The 23,692-nt window shown below is 60.0% G+C and carries 14 protein-coding genes, 6 pseudogenes and 1 riboswitch; of the genes and pseudogenes, 15 read left to right on the forward strand and 5 right to left on the reverse strand.

Annotated features, from left to right (window positions below; translation table 11 throughout):
- The first annotated feature begins 242 nt into the window (after positions 1 to 242).
- From AC56QQ_RS30530 to AC56QQ_RS30580, 11 genes and pseudogenes are all read left to right on the forward strand, one after another.
- Positions 243 to 638, forward strand: coding sequence for a histidine phosphatase family protein (locus AC56QQ_RS30530; protein WP_497124482.1), 396 nt, complete (start codon positions 243 to 245; stop codon positions 636 to 638).
- 335 nt (positions 639 to 973) lie between these two features.
- A pseudogene (locus tag AC56QQ_RS30535) lies at positions 974 to 1,935 on the forward strand (radical SAM protein); the annotation flags it as partial.
- 523 nt (positions 1,936 to 2,458) lie between these two features.
- Positions 2,459 to 2,575, forward strand: a riboswitch (TPP riboswitch).
- Positions 2,576 to 2,654: 79 nt separating this feature from the next.
- A pseudogene (thiC, locus tag AC56QQ_RS30540) lies at positions 2,655 to 4,514 on the forward strand (phosphomethylpyrimidine synthase ThiC).
- Complete coding sequence (gene thiO, locus AC56QQ_RS30545; RefSeq protein WP_497124483.1) at positions 4,511 to 5,512, forward strand: glycine oxidase ThiO; 1,002 nt, start codon at positions 4,511 to 4,513, stop codon at positions 5,510 to 5,512. Before thiC ends, thiO begins: the two are co-directional and overlap by 4 nt.
- Positions 5,481 to 5,678: a sulfur carrier protein ThiS gene (gene thiS / locus AC56QQ_RS30550; protein ID WP_497124484.1), complete on the forward strand. Its 198-nt coding sequence runs from the start codon at positions 5,481 to 5,483 to the stop codon at positions 5,676 to 5,678. Before thiO ends, thiS begins: the two co-directional genes overlap by 32 nt.
- Before the next feature lie 2 nt (positions 5,679 to 5,680).
- Positions 5,681 to 6,454, forward strand: a complete 774-nt coding sequence (locus AC56QQ_RS30555; RefSeq protein ID WP_497124486.1) for a thiazole synthase — start codon at positions 5,681 to 5,683, stop codon at positions 6,452 to 6,454.
- Positions 6,451 to 7,056: a thiamine phosphate synthase gene (locus AC56QQ_RS30560; RefSeq protein WP_497124487.1), complete on the forward strand. Its 606-nt coding sequence runs from the start codon at positions 6,451 to 6,453 to the stop codon at positions 7,054 to 7,056. The genes AC56QQ_RS30555 and AC56QQ_RS30560 overlap by 4 nt, the downstream gene beginning before the upstream one ends.
- Positions 7,047 to 7,808: a hydroxymethylpyrimidine/phosphomethylpyrimidine kinase gene (locus AC56QQ_RS30565; protein ID WP_497124488.1), complete on the forward strand. Its 762-nt coding sequence runs from the start codon at positions 7,047 to 7,049 to the stop codon at positions 7,806 to 7,808. Before AC56QQ_RS30560 ends, AC56QQ_RS30565 begins: the two co-directional genes overlap by 10 nt.
- 705 nt (positions 7,809 to 8,513) lie before the next feature.
- The gene (locus AC56QQ_RS30570; protein WP_497129183.1) at positions 8,514 to 8,795 is read left to right on the forward strand and encodes an ArsR/SmtB family transcription factor; all 282 of its coding nucleotides are present in this window, start codon (positions 8,514 to 8,516) and stop codon (positions 8,793 to 8,795) included.
- A 199-nt stretch (positions 8,796 to 8,994) separates the two neighbouring features.
- A pseudogene (locus AC56QQ_RS30575) lies at positions 8,995 to 9,188 on the forward strand (hypothetical protein); the annotation flags it as partial.
- A 535-nt stretch (positions 9,189 to 9,723) separates the two neighbouring features.
- Positions 9,724 to 10,023, forward strand: coding sequence for a DUF982 domain-containing protein (locus AC56QQ_RS30580; protein ID WP_497124489.1), 300 nt, complete (start codon positions 9,724 to 9,726; stop codon positions 10,021 to 10,023).
- 2,224 nt (positions 10,024 to 12,247) lie between these two features.
- Here the strand turns inward: AC56QQ_RS30580 and AC56QQ_RS30585 are convergent.
- On the reverse strand, positions 12,248 to 12,604 hold the full coding sequence (locus AC56QQ_RS30585; RefSeq protein WP_497129185.1) for a hypothetical protein: 357 nt from the start codon (positions 12,602 to 12,604) through the stop codon (positions 12,248 to 12,250).
- Positions 12,605 to 12,986: 382 nt separating this feature from the next.
- Positions 12,987 to 13,551, reverse strand: a pseudogene (locus AC56QQ_RS30590) (cytochrome-c peroxidase); the annotation flags it as partial.
- Positions 13,552 to 13,688: 137 nt separating this feature from the next.
- On the opposite strand from AC56QQ_RS30590, the gene AC56QQ_RS30595 reads away from it, so the two are divergent.
- Positions 13,689 to 14,153: a Ros/MucR family transcriptional regulator gene (locus tag AC56QQ_RS30595; RefSeq protein WP_258599975.1), complete on the forward strand. Its 465-nt coding sequence runs from the start codon at positions 13,689 to 13,691 to the stop codon at positions 14,151 to 14,153.
- A 197-nt stretch (positions 14,154 to 14,350) separates the two neighbouring features.
- On the opposite strand, the gene AC56QQ_RS30600 is transcribed toward AC56QQ_RS30595, so the two are convergent.
- Together AC56QQ_RS30600 and AC56QQ_RS30605 are read right to left on the reverse strand one after the other, a co-directional pair.
- Positions 14,351 to 14,563: a cold-shock protein gene (locus AC56QQ_RS30600; protein WP_095495993.1), complete on the reverse strand. Its 213-nt coding sequence runs from the start codon at positions 14,561 to 14,563 to the stop codon at positions 14,351 to 14,353.
- A 392-nt stretch (positions 14,564 to 14,955) separates the two neighbouring features.
- On the reverse strand, positions 14,956 to 15,168 hold the full coding sequence (locus AC56QQ_RS30605) for a hypothetical protein (protein ID WP_497124490.1): 213 nt from the start codon (positions 15,166 to 15,168) through the stop codon (positions 14,956 to 14,958).
- Positions 15,169 to 15,675: 507 nt separating this feature from the next.
- Here AC56QQ_RS30605 and AC56QQ_RS30610 point away from each other — a divergent pair.
- A pseudogene (locus AC56QQ_RS30610) lies at positions 15,676 to 16,147 on the forward strand (M16 family metallopeptidase); the annotation flags it as partial.
- Here AC56QQ_RS30610 and AC56QQ_RS30615 read toward each other — a convergent pair.
- Positions 16,140 to 17,009: pseudogene (locus tag AC56QQ_RS30615) on the reverse strand (M16 family metallopeptidase); the annotation flags it as partial. The pseudogenes AC56QQ_RS30610 and AC56QQ_RS30615 sit on opposite strands and share 8 nt — an antisense overlap.
- 613 nt (positions 17,010 to 17,622) lie before the next feature.
- Between AC56QQ_RS30615 and AC56QQ_RS30620 the strand changes: the two are divergent.
- Together AC56QQ_RS30620 and AC56QQ_RS30625 are read left to right on the forward strand one after the other, a co-directional pair.
- Positions 17,623 to 19,080: an NAD-dependent succinate-semialdehyde dehydrogenase gene (locus tag AC56QQ_RS30620; protein ID WP_497129187.1), complete on the forward strand. Its 1,458-nt coding sequence runs from the start codon at positions 17,623 to 17,625 to the stop codon at positions 19,078 to 19,080.
- Between the two features lie 1,936 nt (positions 19,081 to 21,016).
- Complete coding sequence (locus tag AC56QQ_RS30625) at positions 21,017 to 23,143, forward strand: prolyl oligopeptidase family serine peptidase (RefSeq protein ID WP_497124491.1); 2,127 nt, start codon at positions 21,017 to 21,019, stop codon at positions 23,141 to 23,143.
- Positions 23,144 to 23,692 lie beyond the last annotated feature (549 nt).

A 23,692-nucleotide genomic window follows, 5' to 3' on the forward strand; every position in this document is an offset into this window, starting at 1 on the left:
GCGTATTGTCACGTCCTGTGTTCGATTAGCTCTGTTAGGTGCATCCGGAAGGATTTTGTCGGAGCACAATGGGCATGCCGACGGCCTTCTTTGTCACTCACCCAGAAGTTTCCGTCGATCCCGCCCTGCCGGTGCCAGCCTGGCGGCTTTCTGACCGCGGTGTCGCTCGGATGAGGACTTTCGCAGGGAGTGCGTTCTGTCCGACCTGACGTCGATATGGTCAAGCTCCGAGGCTAAAGCCATTGAAAGCGGCCGGCCCGCTTGCCGCAGGATTTGGTTTGCCAGTCCAGGTAGATGAGCACCTTGGCGAGAATGACCGCACCGCGACAGGCTTCCTTCCATCTGCCGAGTTCGAGCGGGTTGCTGACAGCTTCTTTGCCAATCCACATGAGAGTGTCCGTGGATGGGAGCGTGCGGTCGATGCTCAAGAGCGCGTAGTGCGGGCCGTGTTACGCATTCTTGGGACTCATAGCGACGGCGACATTGCTTTCATCGCGCACGGCGGCGTCGGCACACTCCTGCTCTGCAAGCTGCTGGACGCGCCCATTTCGCGCAGTCGGGATCAACCTTCCAAGGACATTTCTTCGCGTTCGACTTGCCGGCTACAAGATAATCGACGAGTGGCGGCCGATCGCTGAGAGATAACCTTCAACTTTTCTCCTGAAAAATTGGCTAAGCCAGGTATCGCTACGCGACAGCGTCTTATGAGCCAGTCGGCGAGCAAAGTCCGGTCCCAACGCCGTATCGTCTCTTAGGCACGCAATGCCGCGCGTCAGCAGCATCTCCTCGACCAGGCGCAGGCTGAAGGGAAAGCGACAGTAGAATCAAACGGTGTGGGCGGTGATCGGCGGGAAAGCGATGGCGCTTGTAGCTGACCGGCCAACTGTTCCCCATCGCCACCAGCCAACACTGATCGGCGGTTAACGCGACATCGCCCGCGTGGCGTTGGCGAAATACAAATTTCGCCCGAAGCGTCCTGCGCGACCGCTTCGCGCTCAGGGAAACGGCTGCGGTTGCGGTCGAGATTGATCCGCGCACCTTCACGGCCGAGATGGCCGAAGCCTGGGGAGCAGCCGGCGTGAACCGCGCAAGCCTCGGCGTGCAGAGCTTCGATCCCGTTGTTCAAAAAGCGGTCAACCGGGTGCAGAGTGAGACGCAAATGGCGGCTGCCGTCGAAGGGCTGCGCCGGCATGGAGTAAGCCGTATCAATTTCGACCTCATCTTCGGTCTCCCGCATCAGACGGTGCAGTACTGCGTCCAGACCGCGACGGCGGCGGTCGCCATGCGCCCCAACCGGCTTGCGGTGTTCGGCTATTCGCACATTCCGTCGCTCATAAATAATCAGCGCCAGATCGAGGAGACAGCACTGCCGGACAGCGCTGTCCGCGCCGAACAGGCTGCGGCCGTGGCCGAGACGCTGGTTGCCGCCGGCTACCGAGAGATCGGGCTCGACCATTTCACCTTGCCGGACGATGAGCTTACACTGGCGCAGAAAACCGGTCGCCTGCGGCGCAACTCCTGGGTTACTCGGCCGACACCTGCAAAACCCTGATCGGTTTCGGCGCGTCGGCTATCGGCCGCGTCGGCGAAGGGTACGTCCAGAACGAGGTTACACGGGATTCTTACACCCGGCACATCGCAGCTGGCCGTCTGGCGACGTCAAAGGGCTACCGTCTCACCGACGAAGACCGCGTGCGAGCGGCAATCATCGAGCGATTGATGTGCGATCTCGAGGCGGATGTGCCGGCAATCTGTGCCGGTCACGGATCTGATCCGATCCGTTTTCTCGATTCAGCCGAAGGCTTGGCGATGCTGGCCGAGGACGGCATAGTGGACATCGAAAAGGGTTTCATTCGCGTGCGGCAGGAGCATCGCTTTGTGATTCGCGCTGTTGCTGCCGCATTCGATGCATTTCTCGACCGGGTTGCCCCGTAAGCACAGCAATCGGCATGAGCGGAGGCCAAAGGGATTACCGCTCTTCGCTAGCGGCTTGGGTAGCTTGGCGATGTTCTCGACGACCGTTCCGTGGCAGCGTGGTGGTCGCAATCCTTTCGAACGGACCCTGCCGAAGAAACCGCCTTTCTGCAGCTCGATTCGGCAACAGTTGGCTGTCCTTATCGACATGCCGCGGCTGGCCAGTCTGCCCTTCCGTTTCCTTCACTGGTGGTCATCTGTCGAACCGCGCCCACGAAAATGAATTCGCCGCTGACCAATGACGACGGCAGGTCGGATCGAGGCGATCTACGCGCAAACGTTTAGTGCCGATTGAAGGCGAGACCATCATAAGAATCGATCTTTAAGCCCCGAAGGTTTGGCGATCCCCGTATCCCTGCCCAGGTTTTCGGGGCGTGATTGTCGCCGACGCATGCGCGAGCTTTTCTGCCCGGTCTGATTGGCCGTCGACCACTCCCGCGGCCCGAAGGCGCTTGACAAAGTAGCGCCGGCTCGTTCAATTCGGAGCATTCACCAGGGGAGTCCCGGCAAGGGGCTGAGATACTGCTGGCTTTCGCGGCGCAGTGACCCGTTGAACCTGATCCAGTTCATACTGGCGTAGGGACGGTGCAAGCGCTTTGCGGGAGTTCACGCCCGAAGTCCTGTTTCGAACAGGCGGCCAGAGCGTCTTTTCATCCTTCCGGCACAGAACTGGGTCTCCAATGCATGAGCAAAGGAGCCTCAAGATGAATGCCCTCACCCCCGCCGTGTCGACGGGACCACTGCCCGCCTCTCGGAAAATCCACAAATCCGGCCTCCTCCATCCGCACATCAAGGTGCCGATGCGCGAAATCTCCGTCCATCCGACGGCGGGCGAACCGACCTGTCACCGTCTACGATCCGTCCGGCCCCTATACCGACCCGACCGTCGAAACCAGTATCGAAAAGGGCCTCGCCCGGCTTCGCCATGAATGGATCATGGCGCGCGGCGATGTCGAAGCCTATGATGGCCGCCATGTCCGGCCGGAAGACAATGGATTCGCCGCGGGCGGGCGCCTGACGCCGGAATTTCCCATTCGCAACCGGCCGCTCAGGGCCAAGGCAGGCAAGGCGGTGACCCAGCTTGCCTATGCGCGCGCCGGCATCGTCACGCCTGAAATGGAGTTCGTCGCCATACGCGAAAACCTTGGACGCGACATGCTGCGCGGCAAGCTCAAGCGCGACGGTGAAAGCTTCGGCGCGGCGATCCCCGACTTCGTCACGCCGGAATTCGTGCGCGACGAGGTGGCACGCGGGCGGGCGATCATTCCAGCCAACATCAATCATCCCGAGAGCGAGCCGATGATCATCGGCCGCAATTTCCTGGTCAAGATCAACGCCAATATCGGTAACTCCGCGGTCACATCGTCGATGGCCGAAGAGGTCGAAAAGATGGTGTGGGCGATCCGCTGGGGCGCCGATACGGTGATGGACCTGTCGACCGGCCGCAACATCCACAACATCCGCGACTGGATCGTGCGCAATTCACCGGTGCCGATCGGCACGGTGCCGCTCTACCAGGCGCTCGAGAAGGTCGGCGGCATCGCCGAGGACCTGACCTGGGAGGTCTACCGCGACACGCTGATCGAGCAGGCCGAACAGGGCGTCGATTATTTCACCATCCACGCCGGCGTGCGGCTGCACTACATCCCGCTGACCGTTGACCGGGTCACGGGTATCGTCTCTCGCGGTGGCTCGATCATGGCCAAATGGTGCCTGCATCATCACCGGGAAAGCTTCCTCTACGAGCATTTCGCGGAGATCTGCGATATCTGCCGCGCCTATGATGTGTCCTTCTCGCTCGGCGACGGCCTTCGTCCCGGCTCGATCGCCGACGCCAACGACGCGGCGCAATTCGCTGAACTGGAAACGCTCGGCGAGCTGACAAAGATCGCTTGGGCGAAGGATTGCCAGGTGATGATCGAAGGCCCCGGCCATGTGCCGATGCACAAGATCAAGGAGAACATGGACAAGCAGCTCGCTGTCTGCGGCGAGGCGCCCTTCTATACACTTGGACCGCTGACGACCGACATCGCGCCAGGCTATGACCACATCACCTCAGGCATCGGCGCCGCCATGATCGGCTGGTTCGGCACCGCCATGCTCTGCTACGTCACACCCAAGGAACATCTCGGCCTTCCCGATCGCAACGACGTCAAGATTGGCGTGATCACCTACAAGATCGCCGCCCATGCCGCCGACCGGCGAAGGGCCATCCGGCCGCGAAAGTCAGGGATGATGCCCTTTCCCGCGCGCGCTTCGAGTTCCGTTGGGAGGACCAGTTCAACCTGTCGCTCGATCCGGAAACGGCGCGGGCTTTCCATGACCAGACCTTGCCCAAGGAGGCGCACAAGCTGGCCCATTTCTGCTCGATGTGCGGACCGAAATTCTGCTCGATGCGCATCTCCCACGACATCCGTGCCGAGGCCCAGAAGGAAGGCATGGCGGCAATGGCGGCAAAATACCGCGAGGGCGGCGATCTCTACATGCCGGCGGACGAGACCGGCGCACCACTTATGCCAGAGGCGCCTGAGCGATCATGAAGCTCCTGGTCAAGGGGGCCGGCGTCGCCGGCCTCACCGCCGCCTTAGAACTCGCCGCCCGCGGCGCGGGGGTCACAGTCGCCGAGATGCGGCATGGCCTTGGTGGCAATGCGTCGTGGTTCGCCGGCGGCATGCTGGCGCCATGGTGCGAGCGTGAAAGCGCCGAGCTGCCGGTGCTGGATCTCGGGCGCGACGCCGCCGACTGGTGGAATGCGGTACTGCCGGGTCAGGTGACGCGGGCCGGAACGCTGGTCGTTGCGGCACTGCGTGATACTGGCGAGCTCGACCGGTTTGCCAGTCGTACGTCGGGGCATCGGCGTGTCGATGAAGACGAAATTGCGCGCCTGGAACCCGACCTCGCCGGCCGCTTCCGGCGCGGGCTGTTCTTCCCCGACGAAGCTCATCTCGACCCGCGCCAGGCGATGGCAGCGCTTCATGACAAGCTCGCGGCGATGGGCGTCGAATTCCACTTCGGCGCCGACGCCCGGCACCTTTCCGGTTTCGATCGTCAGATCGACTGCACGGGGATGGCGGCAGAAGACGACGGCCTGCGCGGCGTTCGCGGCGAGATGCTGATCCTGCGCACGCCCGACATTTCGCTGTCACGCCCGGTCCGGCTGCTTCATCCGCGCTTTCCGCTCTACGTGGTGCCGCGTACCGATCACCATTTCATGGTTGGCGCGACGATGATCGAAAGCCAGTCCACAGGACCGGTCACGGCGCGTTCCATGATGGAGCTGCTGGGTGCCGCCTATGCCCTCCATCCGGCCTTCAGCGAGGCTGGCATCATTGAGATCGGCGCCGGTGTTCGTCCGGCCTTTTCCGACAATCTGCCGCGTGTCGAGGCACGTGGGACTACCGTCGCGATCAATGGACTCTATCGCCATGGTTTTCTTCTCGCCCCCGCCATGGCGCGCCAGGCTGCCGACCTGGTTTTCAGTCAAGACAGAACCACGGAGCTCGTTCATGAAACTGATGGTCAACGGCGAAGCGCATGAGATTGCCGCCACCACGCTGGCCGAGCTGCTTGCCGCGCTCGACTATGAGGGCGATTGGCTGGCAACGGCCGTCAACAACGATCTCGTGCACAAAGCCAACCGCGCGGAATTCCAGTTGAGCGACGGCGACCGGATCGAAATCCTCTCACCCATGCAGGGCGGTTGACCATGTTCGATCTCCTTGGAACGACGCTCCCTTCCCGCCTGCTTCTCGGTACCGCTCAATATCCTTCGCCGGCCATCCTTGCCGATGCGGTCAAGGCGTCGGGCACGTCGGTGGTGACCGTCTCGTTGCGGCGTGAGATGGCGGGCGGTAGGGCCGGCGAACAATTCTGGTCGTTGATCCGCTCGCTCGGCGTCAGAATCCTGCCCAACACTGCTGGCTGTCACTCCGTCAAGGAAGCGGTCACGACCGCGAAAATGGCGCGCGAGGTCTTCGGCACCAACTGGATCAAGCTCGAAGTGATCGGCAACCACGATACGCTGCAGCCGGACGTGTTCGGCCTGGTCGAAGCCGCCCGCATCCTGTGCGAGGACGGTTTTGATGTATTCCCCTATACCACCGATGACCTTGTTGTCGCCGAGCGGCTGCTGGAGGCGGGCTGCAAGGTTTTGATGCCTTGGTGCGCGCCGATCGGTTCCGCCCTCGGCCCGGTCAACATCATGGCACTGCGCTCGATGCGCGGACATTTCCCTGGCGTCCCGCTGATTGTGGATGCGGGGCTCGGACGACCGTCGCATGCGGCAACCGTCATGGAACTCGGCTTTGACGCCGTGCTGCTGAACACAGCGGTCGCCAGGGCGGTTGATCCGGTCGGCATGGCGCGTGCGTTCGGCAAGGCTGTCGAGGCCGGTCGTGAAGCTTTCATCTCGGGAATGCTCGAACCGCGCAACGTCGCCGTGCCATCGACACCGACGATCGGCAGGGCAGCTTTTTCATGAAGCTCGATCCCTTCTACCTGATCGTCGACAGCGCCGCCTGGATCGAACGGCTGGTGCCGCTCGGCGTCAATCTGGTTCAGCTTCGAATAAAGACCATGGATGAGGTCGGGTTGCGCGCGGAGATCCGCAAAGCGAAGGCCTTATGCGCCCAGCACCACTACCAGCTCGTCGTCAACGACCACTGGCGCCTGGCAATCGAGGAAGGCTGCGACTTCGTCCATCTTGGCCAGGAGGATTTGCAGACCGCCGATCGTTCGCGGATTCGGGCAGCCGGCGTGCGGCTCGGATTGAGCACGCATGATCATATCGAACTGGAAACGGCGATGGCCGCCGAGCCCGACTATATCGCGCTCGGGCCCATCTACCCGACCATCCTGAAGAAGATGAAATGGGCGCCGCAAGGGATCGAACGGATCAGCGAGTGGAAGCGCCGGGCAGCACCGATTCCTCTGGTCGCCATTGGTGGCCTCAACCCGGACAGGCTCGACGGCGCCTTTGCGGCCGGTGCGGACAGCGCGGCGGTGGTCACCGACATCACATTGAATGCCGATCCCCAAGCGCGCACGAGAGAATGGATCGAAAAGACAGACCGATGGCGCTGAGGCGAGACCCTTATGTGCTTGTCGTCGGTGGCTCGGACTCCAGCGGGGGTGCCGGAATTGCGCGCGATATCGAGACGATCTCTTCGATTGGCGTGCGAACCTGCCTAGCTGTCACCGCGCTAACGGTGCAGACGCACGAAGCCGTCATGGAAATCCATCATTCGCAACCCAGTCTGGTGGCCGATCAGATGCGCGCCGCGCTGCAGGCCAACGAGGTGGCGGCCATCAAGATCGGCATGCTGGCAACGGCCGAGATCATCGTTGCCGTTGCCGGCGTGCTGCGCGAAAATCCGCAGGTGCCGGCAATCCTCGACCCCGTGCTCGCCTCGACCTCAGGCCGGGCGCTGCTGGAAGCAGGTGCCATCGCCGTCATGAAGCGCAATCTGATACCGCTTTGCCGTCTCGTCACACCCAATCTCATCGAGCTGGCGCTCCTGGTTGGCTCGGAACTGGCAGTGGATGAGGACAGCGCGGTGTGGCAAGGCCAGGAATCGCTGAACGCCGGAGCGCAGGCCCTGCTGATCAAGGGCGGCCATGCATCGGGACCTCGATCAACCGATATTCTGGTGCGCTCCGATCACGAACCAGTCCGCTTCGACACACCGCGTCTGCCTACGTCGATGCGCGGGACGGGATGCATGCTGGCCAGTGCGATTGCGGCGAATATGGCGAAAGCGAGCCCACTCGAAGACGGCGTGCGCGAAGGTAAGCTGTTTGTTTTCGAGAAGCTGAAGGAGAATGCGGCCGCGTGACAGCGACCGCTCCATGTGCGCCACGAGCCGGTCCGCGCCAGTGTAGTCTTCAAGCGCTGACACTCATGGACAGCCTTCGGACGTGGGTTCCTTGCGTCGACGACCTCTCGTCACTGAAGGTTGAGCTCTCGTCCGCTGGAGTGACCGCGAAGGTTCAACCGCGCTGTCACAAGCGAGATCCACGTTCGATCAAAATTGTCGAAGCCGGTCCGATGCGAGCCGGTGGTCGCCGCGATCAGATGGCCGGTATATTAAGCGCTTGTCGATTTGGCCGCCTGTCTTACCGCTGCTCGCCACCTGATCAGCACCTCGCCATTCGCGTGCAGCGTTGCAACAGATCCTTCAAAGAAATTCATAGACTCTTAGCAACTCAAAACCGGTGTGAATGGTATGTTATCGCAACATCTGAGGTTAGCGGGTCAAAACCGAGGTGACGCGACTACCGAACAGCATTCAATCTCTGTTTAGCGGCAATGGCAAGAAGATCATCTCTCATCTTGGTCGTTCGAACACCGCCACCGTCTTCTCAAGACAAGTACATGCTTGCAAAACAGGCGTGTTCCCTCGCGACCAGCGTGATTGTCTGGGCATTTGGAGGCAAAAACAAGATTTTTTCGAAAGCTGTAGCATCGACGGAGAACGCCAAGTGACAAAGTCAGTAGGACGGGCGCCCAATTTTTCCATATGGCTTGATGCTGACCAATGATGACACTGGTCAGTCGCCTACGCACGGCAGCGCATCTTGATCGCCTTCGGATCCTGGGCCTTTGCGCCCATGCGGACCTAACTGTCTGCCAGCTAGCGGAGATTCTGGGTCTGCGTCGCGAGCAGGTTGTGCGACACGTCCGGCTGCTCGTCAGAGCTGACTTTCTTCGGAGCAACGAACAACGTCCCTGGTCTTCGTACCATCTCAAAGCGAGGAGGCAAGGACGGCGGTCTGGTTCAATTGTTGGTCGATCTCCTGCCCCACGGCGATGGCTATCATAAACGAGACCTACAACGGCTCGAAGCGACACAAGACGCGCGGTCGAAGGGGACCGCCTGCTTGCTCGTGAACAGATCAATCCAGTTGGAGCGCGAGACTACAATGGACAACTCCTCCGACCGCGCGATCGTGCTGCCCGACACCCCCGGACGGTCTACCTTGGCCGCGGTCGATTGCCGCGTTCACGAACTGCTTCTAAGACAAGTCCCGGAAGTCGCGGAGATTTCGGACCTCGTCACGCTTGCCCGCGAGCGACTGTCCGACGGCCAGTTGTGGATAAATCCGGACTGTGGCCTCAAAACACGCAAATGGGAGGAGGTCCGCCCGCCCTCATGAACATGGTCGCTGCAGCCCGGGCGCTTCGGGAGAAAGTGCCGGCCGGGAGGCCTTCCTGAGTCCTAACCATGTGGTGATTTACCGGCTGCCGCGTGTCGGCCGTTAAATGCCCAACCGATTACTTTACTGGAAATAGTCATTCGAGGAAAAACATATAATTTTCCTTCGGCAGGTGTCACGTTGCTGTTCAGGGGTACGGGCGGGCGGCACGCTGCGCTTGTCAAACATATGGCAGCCGGGTTCAATTGGAAGATCTCGGTTGGTTCGAACGCCGGAGCGGATGAAGCTTTGATCCCGGACGCCGCGCGGACGGCCGGTGGATCCCAGAAATCCCGGCGCCTGGCGACTATCACCGAACTTTGACCGATCGCGGGTGCGAAGCCACATTGGTATGTGAGCGCCTGAATGGAGTGTCATGCCACGCCCGAAACGCGTGCAGATCTCCCCGTCCGAAAAACTGCACCAGAGGACTGCAACCCCCTGCTTTCCTCTTGAAACTGTCATCGCCCTGACAACACATTCTGCAATTGTCGGAGGGTGTCGATGAGGCGCCGCGTCACGCAAACTAGTTGTTCAGCAGATCGGGAGGACCGAATGAACTCTGAGGCCTTCAGCAACCCCCTTTTCGTGAAGCGTGCACCGTACATCGTGCAAGAGATCGCCAGCCTTGCGGACGCTATCGATTTCCTCAATGAGTGGCCGGGACGCAGAGATCTGATCCACGAAGCCGCCCTCAGAGCGTGCTACGATGCATATGATGGGCGAAAACCGGTAAGTACAGCGCGCAATGCCTTTTTCGGCTTTGCGAAACGGGCCGCCATATTGGAAGATGCAACCTCCGCGATGCAGTGGCTCGCTGCCGGCAAGTCGGGCAGTGGAAAAGTGCAAGTGTAGGCGTCGGCGAAATGTATGAGGCGGGCGCGGGGCAGCACGCTGAGGAGGGCGCTGTTCGAGATTTCGCTATTCGAGATTTTCAGAGTTCGCCGAAAGCAAAACTCACCGCAACAGGGCAGATTTCACGCAATCCCGACCATGAACCAAACACTGCACATCGGTCGTTGGTGGCAAAATCGGGCTGTTGAAAGGGGATCGACGGTTTAGCCTCGCTCTGCCGCCGTGCTTGGCGCGTGCTCCGAAGATTGTGGCTGCCATCTCGACCTGCGTGTCATCATGGGAAACTGTCGCTTGGACAACGGCTGATCGAGATGGCAAGAGCTACAGCATTTAACTGCTCCCCTCCTCAGGGTTTGACGGACCGACGAGCCAGCTCCGGCATTGATCCATCATCATGGTGCATATGGATCGTCGCGAGTGCCGATGTTGACGTTCCGTGCCGCAATTTACTTTGATATTGAGATGTCCTGATCTACTAACCCATGGCAGCGGCGGAAGCCCATTATGAGCTGCCGATGATCTTTCTCAGCACTCGGTTTTCATCGGTGTGAGAATCGACCACTTGCCTTGATGCCGAGGGATCGCCACATTTTTTTCTCGGCCTGCGCTACTGATGGGCACATCCTTCAGAACCTCTACGGTGCACGCCGCCGTCTGCACCATTGGTTTTTCCGAGCAAAGAACCCTCCCGTCCATGGTCGTCTGACCTCGGCAAGGAACACCTGAGCGGAGGTCTCGTATTCCACCATGCGATCGGATTCCGCACTTGCTGAAGACTGCGAGTTCGGACGAGAATTTTCGACTTATTTCACCGAATAATCGAAGCCATTGCCGCGGCTTGCAAGTCTCCGCGCGTGGTGCACCTGCCGTTGACTTTCATCTGCTGCGCGCTTCGCCCTGCGGACAGGATACAGCGAAGCCTCCACGGCCGCGAAAATCTCGCGACGGCGGCTCGATTCCGGGGCCGGACCGCCATTTTGCGGATGTGATCCGTGGTGCCTGGCCTGGATCACGCCATCCAACTCCTGACCGCATCATCATTACCATCGCCCTCCTCCAGCCCGGCCGAGCCTCCCGATCGCCGGATCGATGATGATGATCCCCTTGGAGAATAGTCTCTTTTGAAAAGTGTGACGGTCTGCGCCGTCCTACCGTGTTTCAGCCTTTGCGTTGGCCTCCTGCGCTTCCTGCCGCACACACGGCGAAGCGCTGTCATTCTACCGTGTAACACCCACTGGAAATACGACAGGCGGACCACAATAATCACGTCTGAGCTAAAGATTTTTCGGGCAAGCCTCGAAAAAGGAAACGACAGCTCTTGGTCTTCAAGACGCCGCTTGAACTTGGTTGGGGAAAGGTCACCAGTCTGGCCGTTCCGAAACTTAGTTACCTTTCTTTGACCCGGCATCGTCGCCGAGAGATCAACGGGCGTGTTGTAGAGCGCGACATTTCGTCGGGTCGTGGTCGAGTAGCTCAGCCATTCGGCTTTCGCCCTCACAGATCCGCGCGGGCGGATTTCCGGCAGTCGGCTCTTTCCGAGGGTGACCCGCGTCATATGTTCCGCGCCGACGAGCTGACTGCGCGGCAAGGATTGAGAGCGACGAAGCTTCGCTAACGCTTACATTTCTCCGGTATTTCGGCGATGCATTCCTCGAGACGCTCCAGGCGGAATTTCGCATTTGCGAAGTTCATGTCCGGCTTCGAAACATCGATGGCGCCCCGTGGTCACCACGAGGTCGCGCTCCAGTTCGGCTATGCGCGCGCGCACCTGCCGAGCCTCGTCCTGACGCGACGCCTTGATCCATCCACGCCGCGCATCCGCCTTCCTGCCAACCGCCCCGAAACCATGCGGGGCATGCCCCCAAGACCGTAATCCGGCAAGCCGAAACGCTCTAAATTTAACATCCGCTAATGTAAGTCTAGTCGCATCGGCATGGCCGTGGGCGTTCGGCTTGACGCGCGCATAGACAACCGCAAATCGGTGATGCGTTTGGCGGCAAGCCATGCACGCTGGACGCCGAGAAGGTGGTAGAAATCACCGGCCACCCTGTTAGCGGCGTTTACCGCTGCGCGCCTACGATCGAGCGGTGTCGGCGCCCGGCGAAGCCAATGCAGCGGGTAAGGGCGCCCAATGGTGCGACACTGCCAAGATGTCGAACCTGGGGCGGATGCAATAGTCGACTGACAGCGATGTGCGGCATAGTCAAAGCGCAGTGACAGGCCGTTAAGCGCCGGGCAGTGCGCCTTTCGCTGACATCTCGAAGACATCGAGCAGGATGGCCAGCCCGACGCCGCACGCGGTCAGGATGACGCCGACCATGAAGATGCGGTTGGCGCGTTCATAGATGGGTCGGCGCAGCGAACTCATGTCGAGCAGTATGGACAGCGCCCGCATCTGCAACGCGATACCGACCAGGATCGGCACAATGGCGAACAGGTCGTACAGCCGCCATGGCATGGGATTCGCCGCCCAATGCGTGACGAAGCCAAGCGAAAAGGCGAGCAGGATGCCCACAACGGTGATTGTGCCGTTGCGGAAAATTGTCTCGATCAGCTCTTCCTTCGGATCGTGCTCGTCCAGCGTCCCTCTCCTCCCTATCCGTGGCAGGCTTTGCACAGTTTGCGACTAAGCTCTCGGAAAAACCCTCTACATCGCCGCCAATTAGTCAAGAGACCTTCGGAGATCGGGCAAAGCGAACCGGTGGCTGCGCGGGGAATTAGCGGAACTGGACGGTCAAACGCCGTTGACTTTGGCATAGTCTGAGACCGGCGATCGGGGCCATGTGCCCTGTCTCGCGCCAGATACCTAGCATGATGCCGTCGCAACGGGCTGGCGGCGGAAGCATTGTCTGCACTATGGGATCATGCAAGGCATTGCCTTCTCAAGGAGGTTGCGATCATCTCTTCCCAGTGATGGTCGCAATCATTGTTGATTGCAACTTTCCGTAGCCAGCTCCGGCTATTCATTTCCTTAAGATCTGCGATGCAGGTCGAGGCGTTGTCGCCGTTTCGGCGGGTAAGATGGGCAAGACCACCTCCGGTACCTTTCCGGTCAGCGAGTTGAGGAAGGCAACGAGCAGGTCGACTTCTTCTGCCTTCAATTCTTCGCCCGAGCCGGGTGGCGCCCATAATGGCCACGGCCTGTTTCAGATCCCAAACCTTGCCCGAATGAAAGTACGGCGCGGTGAGTGCTACGTTGCGCAGCGGCGCCGCGCGGAAAACATAGGAATCGTCAGCTGTATTGGTGACCGCAAAGCGGCCCTTGCCCTTTTTCGGCAGGACCTCGCGCTGGGCTTTCCACAAGGCCGAATTGGTAAAAGTCCTGCCCGCCAACGTTGATACCGGCATGGCAGGACGAGCACCCTTCTCCATGAAAAGCGCCAGGCCCTGTTTCTGTTCGGAAGTCATGGCTGCATCATCGCCATTGAGGAAGGCATCGAAGGGGGCCGGCGTGACCAACGTCGCCTCAAAGGCTTCAACTGCCTTGGCCAAGTTGTCGAAGGTGACGCGATCGGCCTCACCCGGGAATGGTGGGATGCGGCTATAGACCTCGATGCTGGACGAGCATCGCAATAATCCTGTCGAGACATTTGTTGCTTTCAGCGGCAGCCGCCACTATGAAGCGACGCTTCGCCGACTACGTTTCAAGCCGACCGGAGAGTTTCATGACAGAAGAAGCCGACAAGAACATCGACACCCTCATCGAGCTCACCGCCGATGTCGTCTCAGCCTATGTCTCCAACAATCCGGTTCCGGTGGGGGATCTCCCTGCTCTGATCGGCCAAGTGCACGCAGCTTTGAAAGGCACGACCGGAAGCGTCTCCGCAGCAGAGCCTGAGGCTCTCAAGCCTGCGGTCCCGATCAAGAAGTCGGTGACACCGGACTACATCATCTCACTTGAGGACGGGAAGAAATTCAAATCGCTAAAGCGCCATCTGTCGACCCACTATGGGCTGACGCCGGATGAGTATCGCGCCAAATGGGGCCTGTCGGCGGATTATCCCATGGTCGCCCCGAACTACGCAGCGGCGCGCTCGGCCTTGGCCAAGACGATGGGGCTCGGCCGCAAACCGAAGGAGCCGGAAACGCCGGTGCCGGCGAAGCGGACTCGCAAGAAGGTCGCGGCTTAATCTCGGCAACCGAGATTCGCTGCTGCCATTGGCATGATCTGCGCGGAATATGAAAGGCGGGGGAGCAACCCCCGCCTTACCTTTGCAGACAGCCTTCGCGACCGCTTGCAGCAATCTGCTGCTCCGGCCTTCCGGTCGGGTTAGCCCATCCGGGACGTACCGCGTGCTTCCGGCTCTCGCGGGACGCGACCTGAAAATCAGCCAGCTTTGCTGAGACTGCCAGCGGATGACTTGCCAGTGCGGCGGTCCTGTTCGATCTCATAGTTGATCTTCTGACCTTCATTGAGGGTAGAAAGGCCCGCGCGCTCGACAGCGGAGATGTGGACGAAAACATCCTGCCCCCCATTGTCGGGCTGGATAAATCCAAATCCCTTGGAGCTGTTGAACCACTTCACCGTTCCGGTCGCCATATGGGTATTCCTTTGTAACAATTGCAGCGTGGGCAGGCCATAAGGCCAGTCCGCTTCATAGCCGAGACTATAGGCAAAGCAAAAACGAAAAATTGCACGGCCCCGGCTTGATCTGCTGATAGTGGCTCGCGCCACGGGTCAACGGCCGGGTGGTTCACGTCGCCACCTTGGTGCATGACCCTGGCGAGGGCTTGAAGGAGTTCGGAATTGGATTGTTTCGAAAGGATCGAGGCGTTAGTCGATGCGGCCAGCGCGGATGCGATCGATAGGGCGCGCGTTTTGCTGGATCAGTTCGACGATAAGTCACAAACAATCGCCTAGGCGATCGACGACTTCCTGCTTGATTTAATGACCCTGGTGTTTGTTATAGAAAGCACGCAAGAGATGTTCCATTATCCAGCGCGGCGGTTGGCACATCTGAAATTGACCAGGATCAGGCTGTTGTTGGCATCATAGCGTTGAGCTTGGAGCCGGTCCCGATTAGAAACATCGATCTGTTCGTCGGCTAACCAGCGCGTAAAACTACCTGCATGGCGCGTGCAAGATGCCGTCGCCTCCTCAGCCAGCCTCTTCGCCACCTCTACTGCGAAGAGTCCGGCGGCCACCTCCCCTTTCCTACGACCCAGGCTCCTGACTCCTCTGCTCGTTCAGCGTCGACCCTGGCCTGCCTGTCGATGACAGCGATCTGCGGCGACAAGCATCATCCCCATTCCAACCCTCTCCCGTGCCGCACTGAATTCGAGGCACATCATATCTCCTGCGCGGCCGCGTGCTCGATCGTCTCCCGGACGCGCGTTTCGGATAACCGCGCATGTATCGTGCCAAATCAGAAAACCGTTGGAGGCGATGTGGTCGATCGGCCTTTGCTATGTTGCGTATCCGACATTGTCGGACATCGGACCTGGCCGAATGCGAAGCACTTGCGGCTTGGGACCTCACCAAGAAATACAGCCGCGGGCCTCCCAGACCCATCCGAAGATGACACTCGAGCTAGGCCTGGCAACACGAAGACGGTTGCTCACCCGGCTCAGCGTTGCGCGACGATCCGGCGCGCAAGAGGAGACGGGGACGAAGCCCTTCAAAATGAGGAACAAATCACTTGGCCTCAAACCTTGTCTGTCGACCGGCCACCACAACGGGGGCCATCGATCGAACTTCGGTTTCACTGGCTGCGGAGGCATTCATTGCACCGCATTGGTTCTCTCGGCGACCGCTCCGGTTCTGGCCGCTAAAGATGATGATAAAGTCACTGATTTCCTGCTCGACAACGGCATGGAGGTGGTCGTCATCCCCGATCACCGTGCGCCGATCGTCACCCATATGGTGTGGTACAAGATCGGCAGCGCCGACGAGCCGCCGGGCAAATCTGGCCTTGCCCATTTTGTCGAGCATCTGATGTTCAAGGCAGCGACTTTCAACCATGCAGCCGGCGAGTTCGACCGCGCCGTCTCCGCCATCGGCGGCTCGCACAACGCCTTCACCTCCTATGACTACACCGCCTTCCATGAGACGGTGGCGCCGTCGGCATTGGAGCAGATGATGAGCTTCGAGGCCGATCGCATGGAGAATATCTTCTTCACCGACGTGCGGCGACGGCCTTCACCTGATCGGCGGTGACCTTGCGAATACGGTCCGGCCATTCCGCGACATCCTTTACGCTGCCGCCGGTGGCAAGCGTCGAGCCATATATGTGGGCCGTGCAGGCCGGGTTGTCGCGGGCGAGGATCACCGAGCGGACACGGCGGTCCTTGGCCTTGCTCAGCTCGTCATCGGTCACACCGTCCTTGACGATGCGGGCGATCTCGGCATTAGCCGCGACTTCCAGATCGGCGAGCTTGGCATCGCCCCGCGGCGATGCGTAGATGGTGAAGCTGGTGGCATCCAGCATGGTGCCCTCGAAATTGGCACCGGTCTCGGCAGCAATACCCTGCTTCACCAACAGCTGCTGGTAGAGCCGGCTGCGGTTCCCGCCGCCGAGGATATCGGCCAGGAGGTCAAGCGCCTCGGCCTCGCCAGCTTCGGCCGTATGATAGGACGGCACTACCCATTGCGTGGAAAAGCGGGGCACCGAAACGCGCACATCGGTCAGCGTCACGGTACGCTTGGTGTTCTTCTCCGGCTCGACCGGGCGGATGCGGTCTAAACCAGCTGCAACCTTTCCATACGTCTTTCTGGCCAGCGCCTTCACCGTTTCCGGCTCGACGTCACCAGCCACCACGAGCACGGCGTTATTGGGCTTATAGTATAGATCGTAGAAACCGAAGGCGGCCTCCCAGTTCAACTGCTCGATCTCCTGCATCCAGCCAATGATCGGGACCCGGTAGGACTGGTTCTGCCAGAGCGTGGCGTCGACTTCCTCGTCGAGCACAGCTTGCGGATTGTTGTCGATGCGCCAGCGGCGTTCCTCCAGAACTACGTCGCGCTCGGTCTTGATATCATCGTCGCTATCTCGTGCCCGACCATTCGACCACCGGCTATCTCTTGCCAGAGATGGAGAATTGATGTGACGACGAACCAACATCGCCGCGCTTTTGCACACGCCTTGGCTTCTCCCCCTCTTCTGGGAGCGCCCTTCTCCCTTGTGAGCCTTTTTCATGGGGAGAAGTCCGGCTGGTGAGCAAATAGGTCCTCTTTTAACGGACCCAGACCGCTGACAAACCCCGTCGATTTTCAGCGGGGTTTTCTTAATGGCGGGTCAGGATTTTCGGGTGTCGACGGCATTTGTCAGGGGTGCCCACCTCATGCGAGGCCGGGTTTGCCTTGGCTGAGTGTCACGGCCCCATGCGGTCAGCCAGCTGCCATCGATGCGCTCCTTTGCATCGGCCCAGAGGTGGTGAATGACGGTGCGCTGGGCCTTGGCAATTTTCGGCTAGTGAGAACCGCGAGCCATCTTCCGGAGAACTCAAAGTAGCCCTCCTTTTCCTGTTTGGGGACGGTGGCCTACCAGGTGTCTGGCTGAGGCCCTATAAGGAACCAGGACGTCGCGGAATACACAAGCATACTGCTGACATATACCCGCTGCGTTGGGGAGGAATCCGCTATTGCCTCTGTGCCTCCCGATGATCCGGCACCTGAGATCCCCGGACCTGTTTGGACCCATTGATCGCCTGCCGGCGCTTGGCACGCGGCTCAGCGAGCGGATGTTCGACGTCCTCAACCCGTCGACCGGCGAAGTGCTGGCAGAGCTTCCGGACATGGGCGTGGAGGAGACACGCGCTGCGATCGACAAGGCCTATGTCGCGCAGCCTGCATGGGCCGCGCTGACCGCACGTGAGCGCAGCGATGTTCTGTGGCGATGGCATCAGTTGATCATCGACCACGCCGACGATCTCGCCGCGATTCTCACCGCGGAGATGGGCAAGCCGCTTGCGGAAGCCAGGTCGGAGATATCGCACGCGGCGGCGTATCTACAATGGTATGCCGAAGAGGCCAATCGCATCTATGGCGAGACGATCTCCGCACCATCGACGGACCGTCGGATGCTGGTGATCAAGCAACCCATCGGCGTCGTCGGGACGATCACGCCGTGGAATTTCCCGGCCTCGATGGTGGCGCGCAAAATCTCGCCGGCCTTAGCGGCGGGCTGCACGATCATCCTCAAGCCCGCTGAACAGACGCCGCTCGTGGCTGGCGCAATGTTTGCCCTTGCGCACCAGGCTGGCTTTCCCGAAGGCGTTGTCAACCTGATCTATGCGTCCGAAGGCGATGCAGTCGGTCGCGAACTCTGCACCAATCCCAAGGTCCGCAAGATCAGCTTCACCGGCTCGACAGAGGTTGGCCGGCTGCTGATGCGCCAGTGCTCGGAGCAGATCAAGAAGGTCAGCCTCGAGCTCGGCGGCAATGCACCTTTTATCGCATTCGACGACGCCGATATCGATGCCGCGGTTGATGGCGCGATCCAGGCGAAGTTCCGCAATGCCGGCCAGACCTGCGTTTCGGCGAACCGCATTTACGTCCAATCGAGCGTTCACGATGAGTTCGTCGAGAAATTCGTGGGGAAAGTCCAGCACTTATCGGTTGGCGACGGCTTCACTCTGGGAGCGGACATCGGACCACTGATCGACAGGCATGCTTTGGCCAAGATCGAATCCCATATCGCCGATGCCGTCGCAAAAGGCGGCACAATTCGATGCGGGGGCAAACGCATCGGCAAGCAAGGCACTTTTTTCCAACCGACGGTCCTCACGGAGGTCTCCAGCGAAATGACAGTGGCGCAAGAGGAGACATTTGGGCCCTTGGCTCCGATCATTCGTTTCGAAGATGCGGATCAGGTCGTGCGTGAGGCCAACGACACGATCTACGGCCTCGCTGCCTACTTCTATGCCTCAAACCTGAAGCGTGTCTGGCGCGTGGCCGAGGCATTGGAATATGGCATGGTTGGCATCAACACGGGACGCATGTCCTCGGAAGCAGCACCCTTCGGCGGGATGAAGCAGTCCGGCATCGGGCGGGAGGGTTCCCGACACGGCCTCGAGGACTATCTCGAAATGAAATACCTTTGCATGGGCGGGATCTGAAGCATCTGTTGGCGCGGTTCGCAGGTCCGACAATCGCGTGATCTCTGACGACCGGCATCGGAAGATCGCTGCTCGCTGGTGCCGGGCAAGGGCACCATTTCCCATCCGATTCCCTTGAAACCCAAGGAATGCAAGGCCTTCCGTTTCCCCGGGGTACACTTTCAAGTGCACAACTTCCGCCAGTAAGCGGCTTGTCCATGGATGGAGATTGTACTCGCCAGCTTATTGAGCGACAGCTAATGTAAGCACGTTTCGTGAACGAGAAAGTGGACTATAATTCGGCTAGCCGGCGTGAACAGACGACGCAGTCCGCAGTCGCTCATGACGGCGATGTTTTGCGATGCCATAATCGCATCGTCGGACAAGAGCCTCTAGTGCCGCGCCCACAGCCTTTAGGTTTCTCCGGCGCCGCTTAATGCGATCCGAAATCCTCCTCAAGAGGCTTGGAGATTGCCTTCTTCATGTTCCATTCGCCGCACCCTCTTCAGCCGGATATTCCCGCCGCCCAACCTCAACTTCTGAACGCCAAGGGGCATATACACCCTGGAAACGGATGCCCGGCAGGAGACGGAGCTCACTGCCGGGCCGGGCACGCCTTGGGAGGTGGCGTAACTCAGCGGTTTTTCGGGGCCTGAGACGACTTCTCCTCAGTCCGACGCCTTTTGCCGTAACCTTCGCATGTACCGCGCCAAGGCAAAAAAGCGTTTAAAAACAACTGACGGATCAGATTCTGCTATGTTGTGTATCCGACATTGTCGGGTATCGGACAACGGCGGACGAAGCTGAATAGTGCATGAATCAGCTTCCCCCCGTGGGTTCTGAACGCAATTTCCCGAGACGACGCCGGGCAACCGGGATCTGCTGCATGCCAGGCACCACATTATCAACCGCGACGACTCTCAGCATGGAGTGCGACGTCTAGTTCGTCCCAGCTGTCGGTCGATGCGGGGACAGCGCCCAGAGCATCAAACTTTCCCTCCTCATTATTGCGCATCTGGCTGCGATCGCGGATCCAGCAAGCGCACGGTAGGCTGGATCATCGAAGGCCTCCTTCCCCGCCACTGGAGGCGAAACTTCACACTATGGCAGCCTGTGCAGTTGCACCAGGCGAAGCCGACTATCGGTGAACCGAAAAAAACGAACCGCGAGACGCGCAATGGCCTGTTGGTGGTGCTCACGCCGGCTTCTCTGCGGACAGTACGAGATGGAGCGCGGCCGTGCTCCACTTGCCCCTTGGATGCAGGCAATTTCCAGGCAGACTTACTTCGCCTGCCCATTGTTATATCAGATGATGGGCCGCCTGCACGCCAAGTTCTCATAGGGACCAAGCTTGCGTCCGTTTGAACGCAGCTGGCTGGCACAATGGATAGACCTCAATGCGTCAAGCGGTGAAGCCTAGAATGCTGGGAAGAGCTTGCACAACCATCATTCGGCCGGTGCCCCATCCCCTTTCCCTCGGATCTCCGATTCTTTTCGCTGGCGGTGTGTAGATTTAGACGCGCAGGCGGCCTTTGTCGCTCAGATCGTCGTCAACTCATGGGTATCTGCCAATCGAAGCGGAGACGCGAAGCGTGTTGGAGTGACGATGTTGCGTCCCGACCAAGTTCGCTATGAACTTCCCTGCTTGAGTTTTGCACCGTGTCACTGAGCCCGTATCGAAGGTCGATCTGGTGGTTACGAGTGCAGTCATTGTCGGATCTTCGACGATGTCGGACATGAGACACAGCGCTGTCAGAGTGATCGCATTGTTCTGAAACGATTTTCCTAGTTGGCACGACACATGCTGTCCTGTCCTCAAGCGCACTGCTGCGCCGCACCAACTGAGAAGAACTCATCCCATGCTCACGCTTTTCGAACAGGCGGTCGTCGCCGCGAACACCGAGCTTTCCCGAGCCGACGGAAGCCTTTGCGCTTTTATTCTTCAGGTTGTCCGGACATGAGCGAATTCGATTTCCGCCCAACGCTGGATGCACCCGACGATGATCCCCATCTTTGGCTTGAAGATGTAGAAGGCGAACGGGCACTTGCGTGGACCGCCAGCCAGTCGGCCAGGACCCTGGGGAACTTCGGTGGAACGCAGTTCGAGAGCGACCGGGCGGCGCTTACAGCGATTTTCGACCGTCCCGACAGGATTCCCCTTATCACGCGCCGCGGTCAGTACCTCTACAATTTCTGGCAAGATGCCGGAAATCCGCGCGGGCTGTGGCGCCGGACCACCCTTGCCACCTACATGAAGACGGATCCCCAGTGGGAGGTACTGCTCAATCTTGACTTCCTCGCTGCGAGAGAGGGAGAAGACTGGGTCTGGGCCAGCGCGTCGATCGAGCCGGAGACAAGGGAAAGAGCCGTTCTGCGCCTGTCGCGCGGCGGCAGCGACGCGGTCGTGCATCGCGAATTCGACCTGATCTCTCTGAGCTTTGTCGCCGATGGTTTCAATCTCCCCGAGGCCAAGGGCAACATTGATTGGCTCGACCCTGACGCGCTTCTGCTCTTCAGTGCGCTTGGTGAGGGCATGGCCACCCGCTCCGGCTTCGCGCGGACCGTGCGGTTGTGGAAGCGTGGCGCGGATCCCCTGACGGCCCCAGTAATCTTCGAGACCGGTTCCGAAACCCTGGGTGTGTCTGGCCATGTGGACCGCACCGCCAAGAGCGAGCGCCTATGGTTCGTCGAGCAGCTTGCCTGGCTCGAGAAAATAGTCCGCATTGGCGATAGAAGCGGGCCGAAGATTGAGATCGGCCTTCCCAAGGACGCCAGATGGAATACCTTCGGCGATTGGCTGGCGGTAAAGCCGCGCAAGGCATGGACGGTTGCCGGGACGACCTATTGCGCCGACGCGCTGATCGGCATCTCGCTTTCCTCTTTCCTGGCTGGCGAGCGCCGTTTTAGCACTCTGTTCGAACCAGCCGAGAGGCGGGTCCTGCAGTCATTCTTCTGGAATAACGGGAAGCTCATTATCGCCTACCTGGCGAACCTCGTTCCGAGATTCGAGATATTCACCCCGGGCCCGCAGGAATGGACGCGCCGAGCCCTGAACACGTTTCCCGCCGAAGGGACTGTTGACCTCTGGTCACTCGATGCGGCAGATCACGAGACCAATGGAGAGATCCTGGTCTGGGCTCAGGATCCGATCACGCCGCCGCAGCTTTTCCTATTGGATCTCGAAGCCGCGCCGCCTCTCAGCGTTTCAGTAATCCTGAAGCGCAGCCCGAAGAATTTCGACGCATCCGGACTGGTGGTCACGCGCCACGAGGCAGTCTCGATCGATGGTGAGAAGATTCCCTATACGCAGGTCGGTCCGGCAGCCGAGAACGGGGATGCCGCGATTCACCTTTCCGCCTATGGCGGGTTCGGCATATCGCTCCTGCCCCACTACAACTCCTCGCTCGGCAAGCTGTGGCTCGAGCGCGGCGGCACGTGTGTGGTGGCGAACATCCGCGGGGGCGGCGAGTTCGGCACCCGCTGGCACGATGCCGGGCGGAGGGAGGGCAAGCGTCTCGCCCATGCCGATTTCGCCGCTGTTGCTGCCGACCTGGTGCGAAGGGGCATTACGCTGCCGAGGCGGATTGCCGCCGAGGGCGGGTCAAATGGCGGCCTGCTGATTGCCAACATGCTTACGCGCTATCCTGAGCATTTCGGCGCGCTATTCTGCACGGTTCCGCTTGTCGACATGCGCCGCTACACCAAGCTCCTGGCGGGCGCGAGCTGGATCGACGAATATGGCGATCCCGACAAGGCTGACGATTGGGCTTTTCTGAAGGAAATCTCCGCCTATCACACTGCCACGCCGGGACAGCCCTATCCGCCTGTCCTGCTCGCGACCACGAAACGCGACGACCGCGTCCACCCGGGCCATGCGCGCAAGATGGCCGCAAAACTGCAGGCTCTTGGCTATCCCGCTTACTTTTACGAGCCTGTCGCAGGCGGGCACGGCTTCGGCAAGGACAATCGGGAGCGCGCTGCATTCATCAGTCTTGGCATCAATTTCCTTCGCAGCGTCATCGGCTGGCAAGCCGAAAGTATTTCATTGACGACCGGGAGGCCGGCAAAAGCAAACTACGAATGAGCGAGTAGAGGTCGATGACAGCGAGAACGGTGCAAATAATACGAGCACGGTTTGCGCAAATGCGCGCCCGCACTCTGTCGATCCCAATCAATACTGCAGGACTATAGCAGTCTACCATTTCTGAAGAGCAAGGAGATAATTTCATGGCAACAAAGCAAACGAATGTGGCGCGGGGAGTAGCAGCGGCCGTCGCCCTGATGCTGCTGGCACAGCAGGCTGTCGCGACGAACCATCCACAAGCCCCTTGCGCCTCTCCGCCTTACCCTCCCCCTCCCCCTTACCCGTGCCCGTCTACGACACCAATCTAAGAGCCAAGCTTTTGGAAGATCCGCCTGCGCGCCTCGGGGGTGCCTATTCCGCTTACTTCTACGGACCAGTGCAGGCGGGCACAGCTACGGCAAGGATAATCCCGAGCGGGCCGCATTCATTGCCTTCGGCGACAATTTCGTTGGCAGCGCGATCGGCTGGCACGCCGATAGCTTTTATTGACGACCGACAGCTCGACAAGGGCGAACATCTAGGAAGTGAGTACAGTCGATAGTCTGCGAG

The organism is Mesorhizobium sp. RCAM 05099 (genome assembly GCF_059683685.1).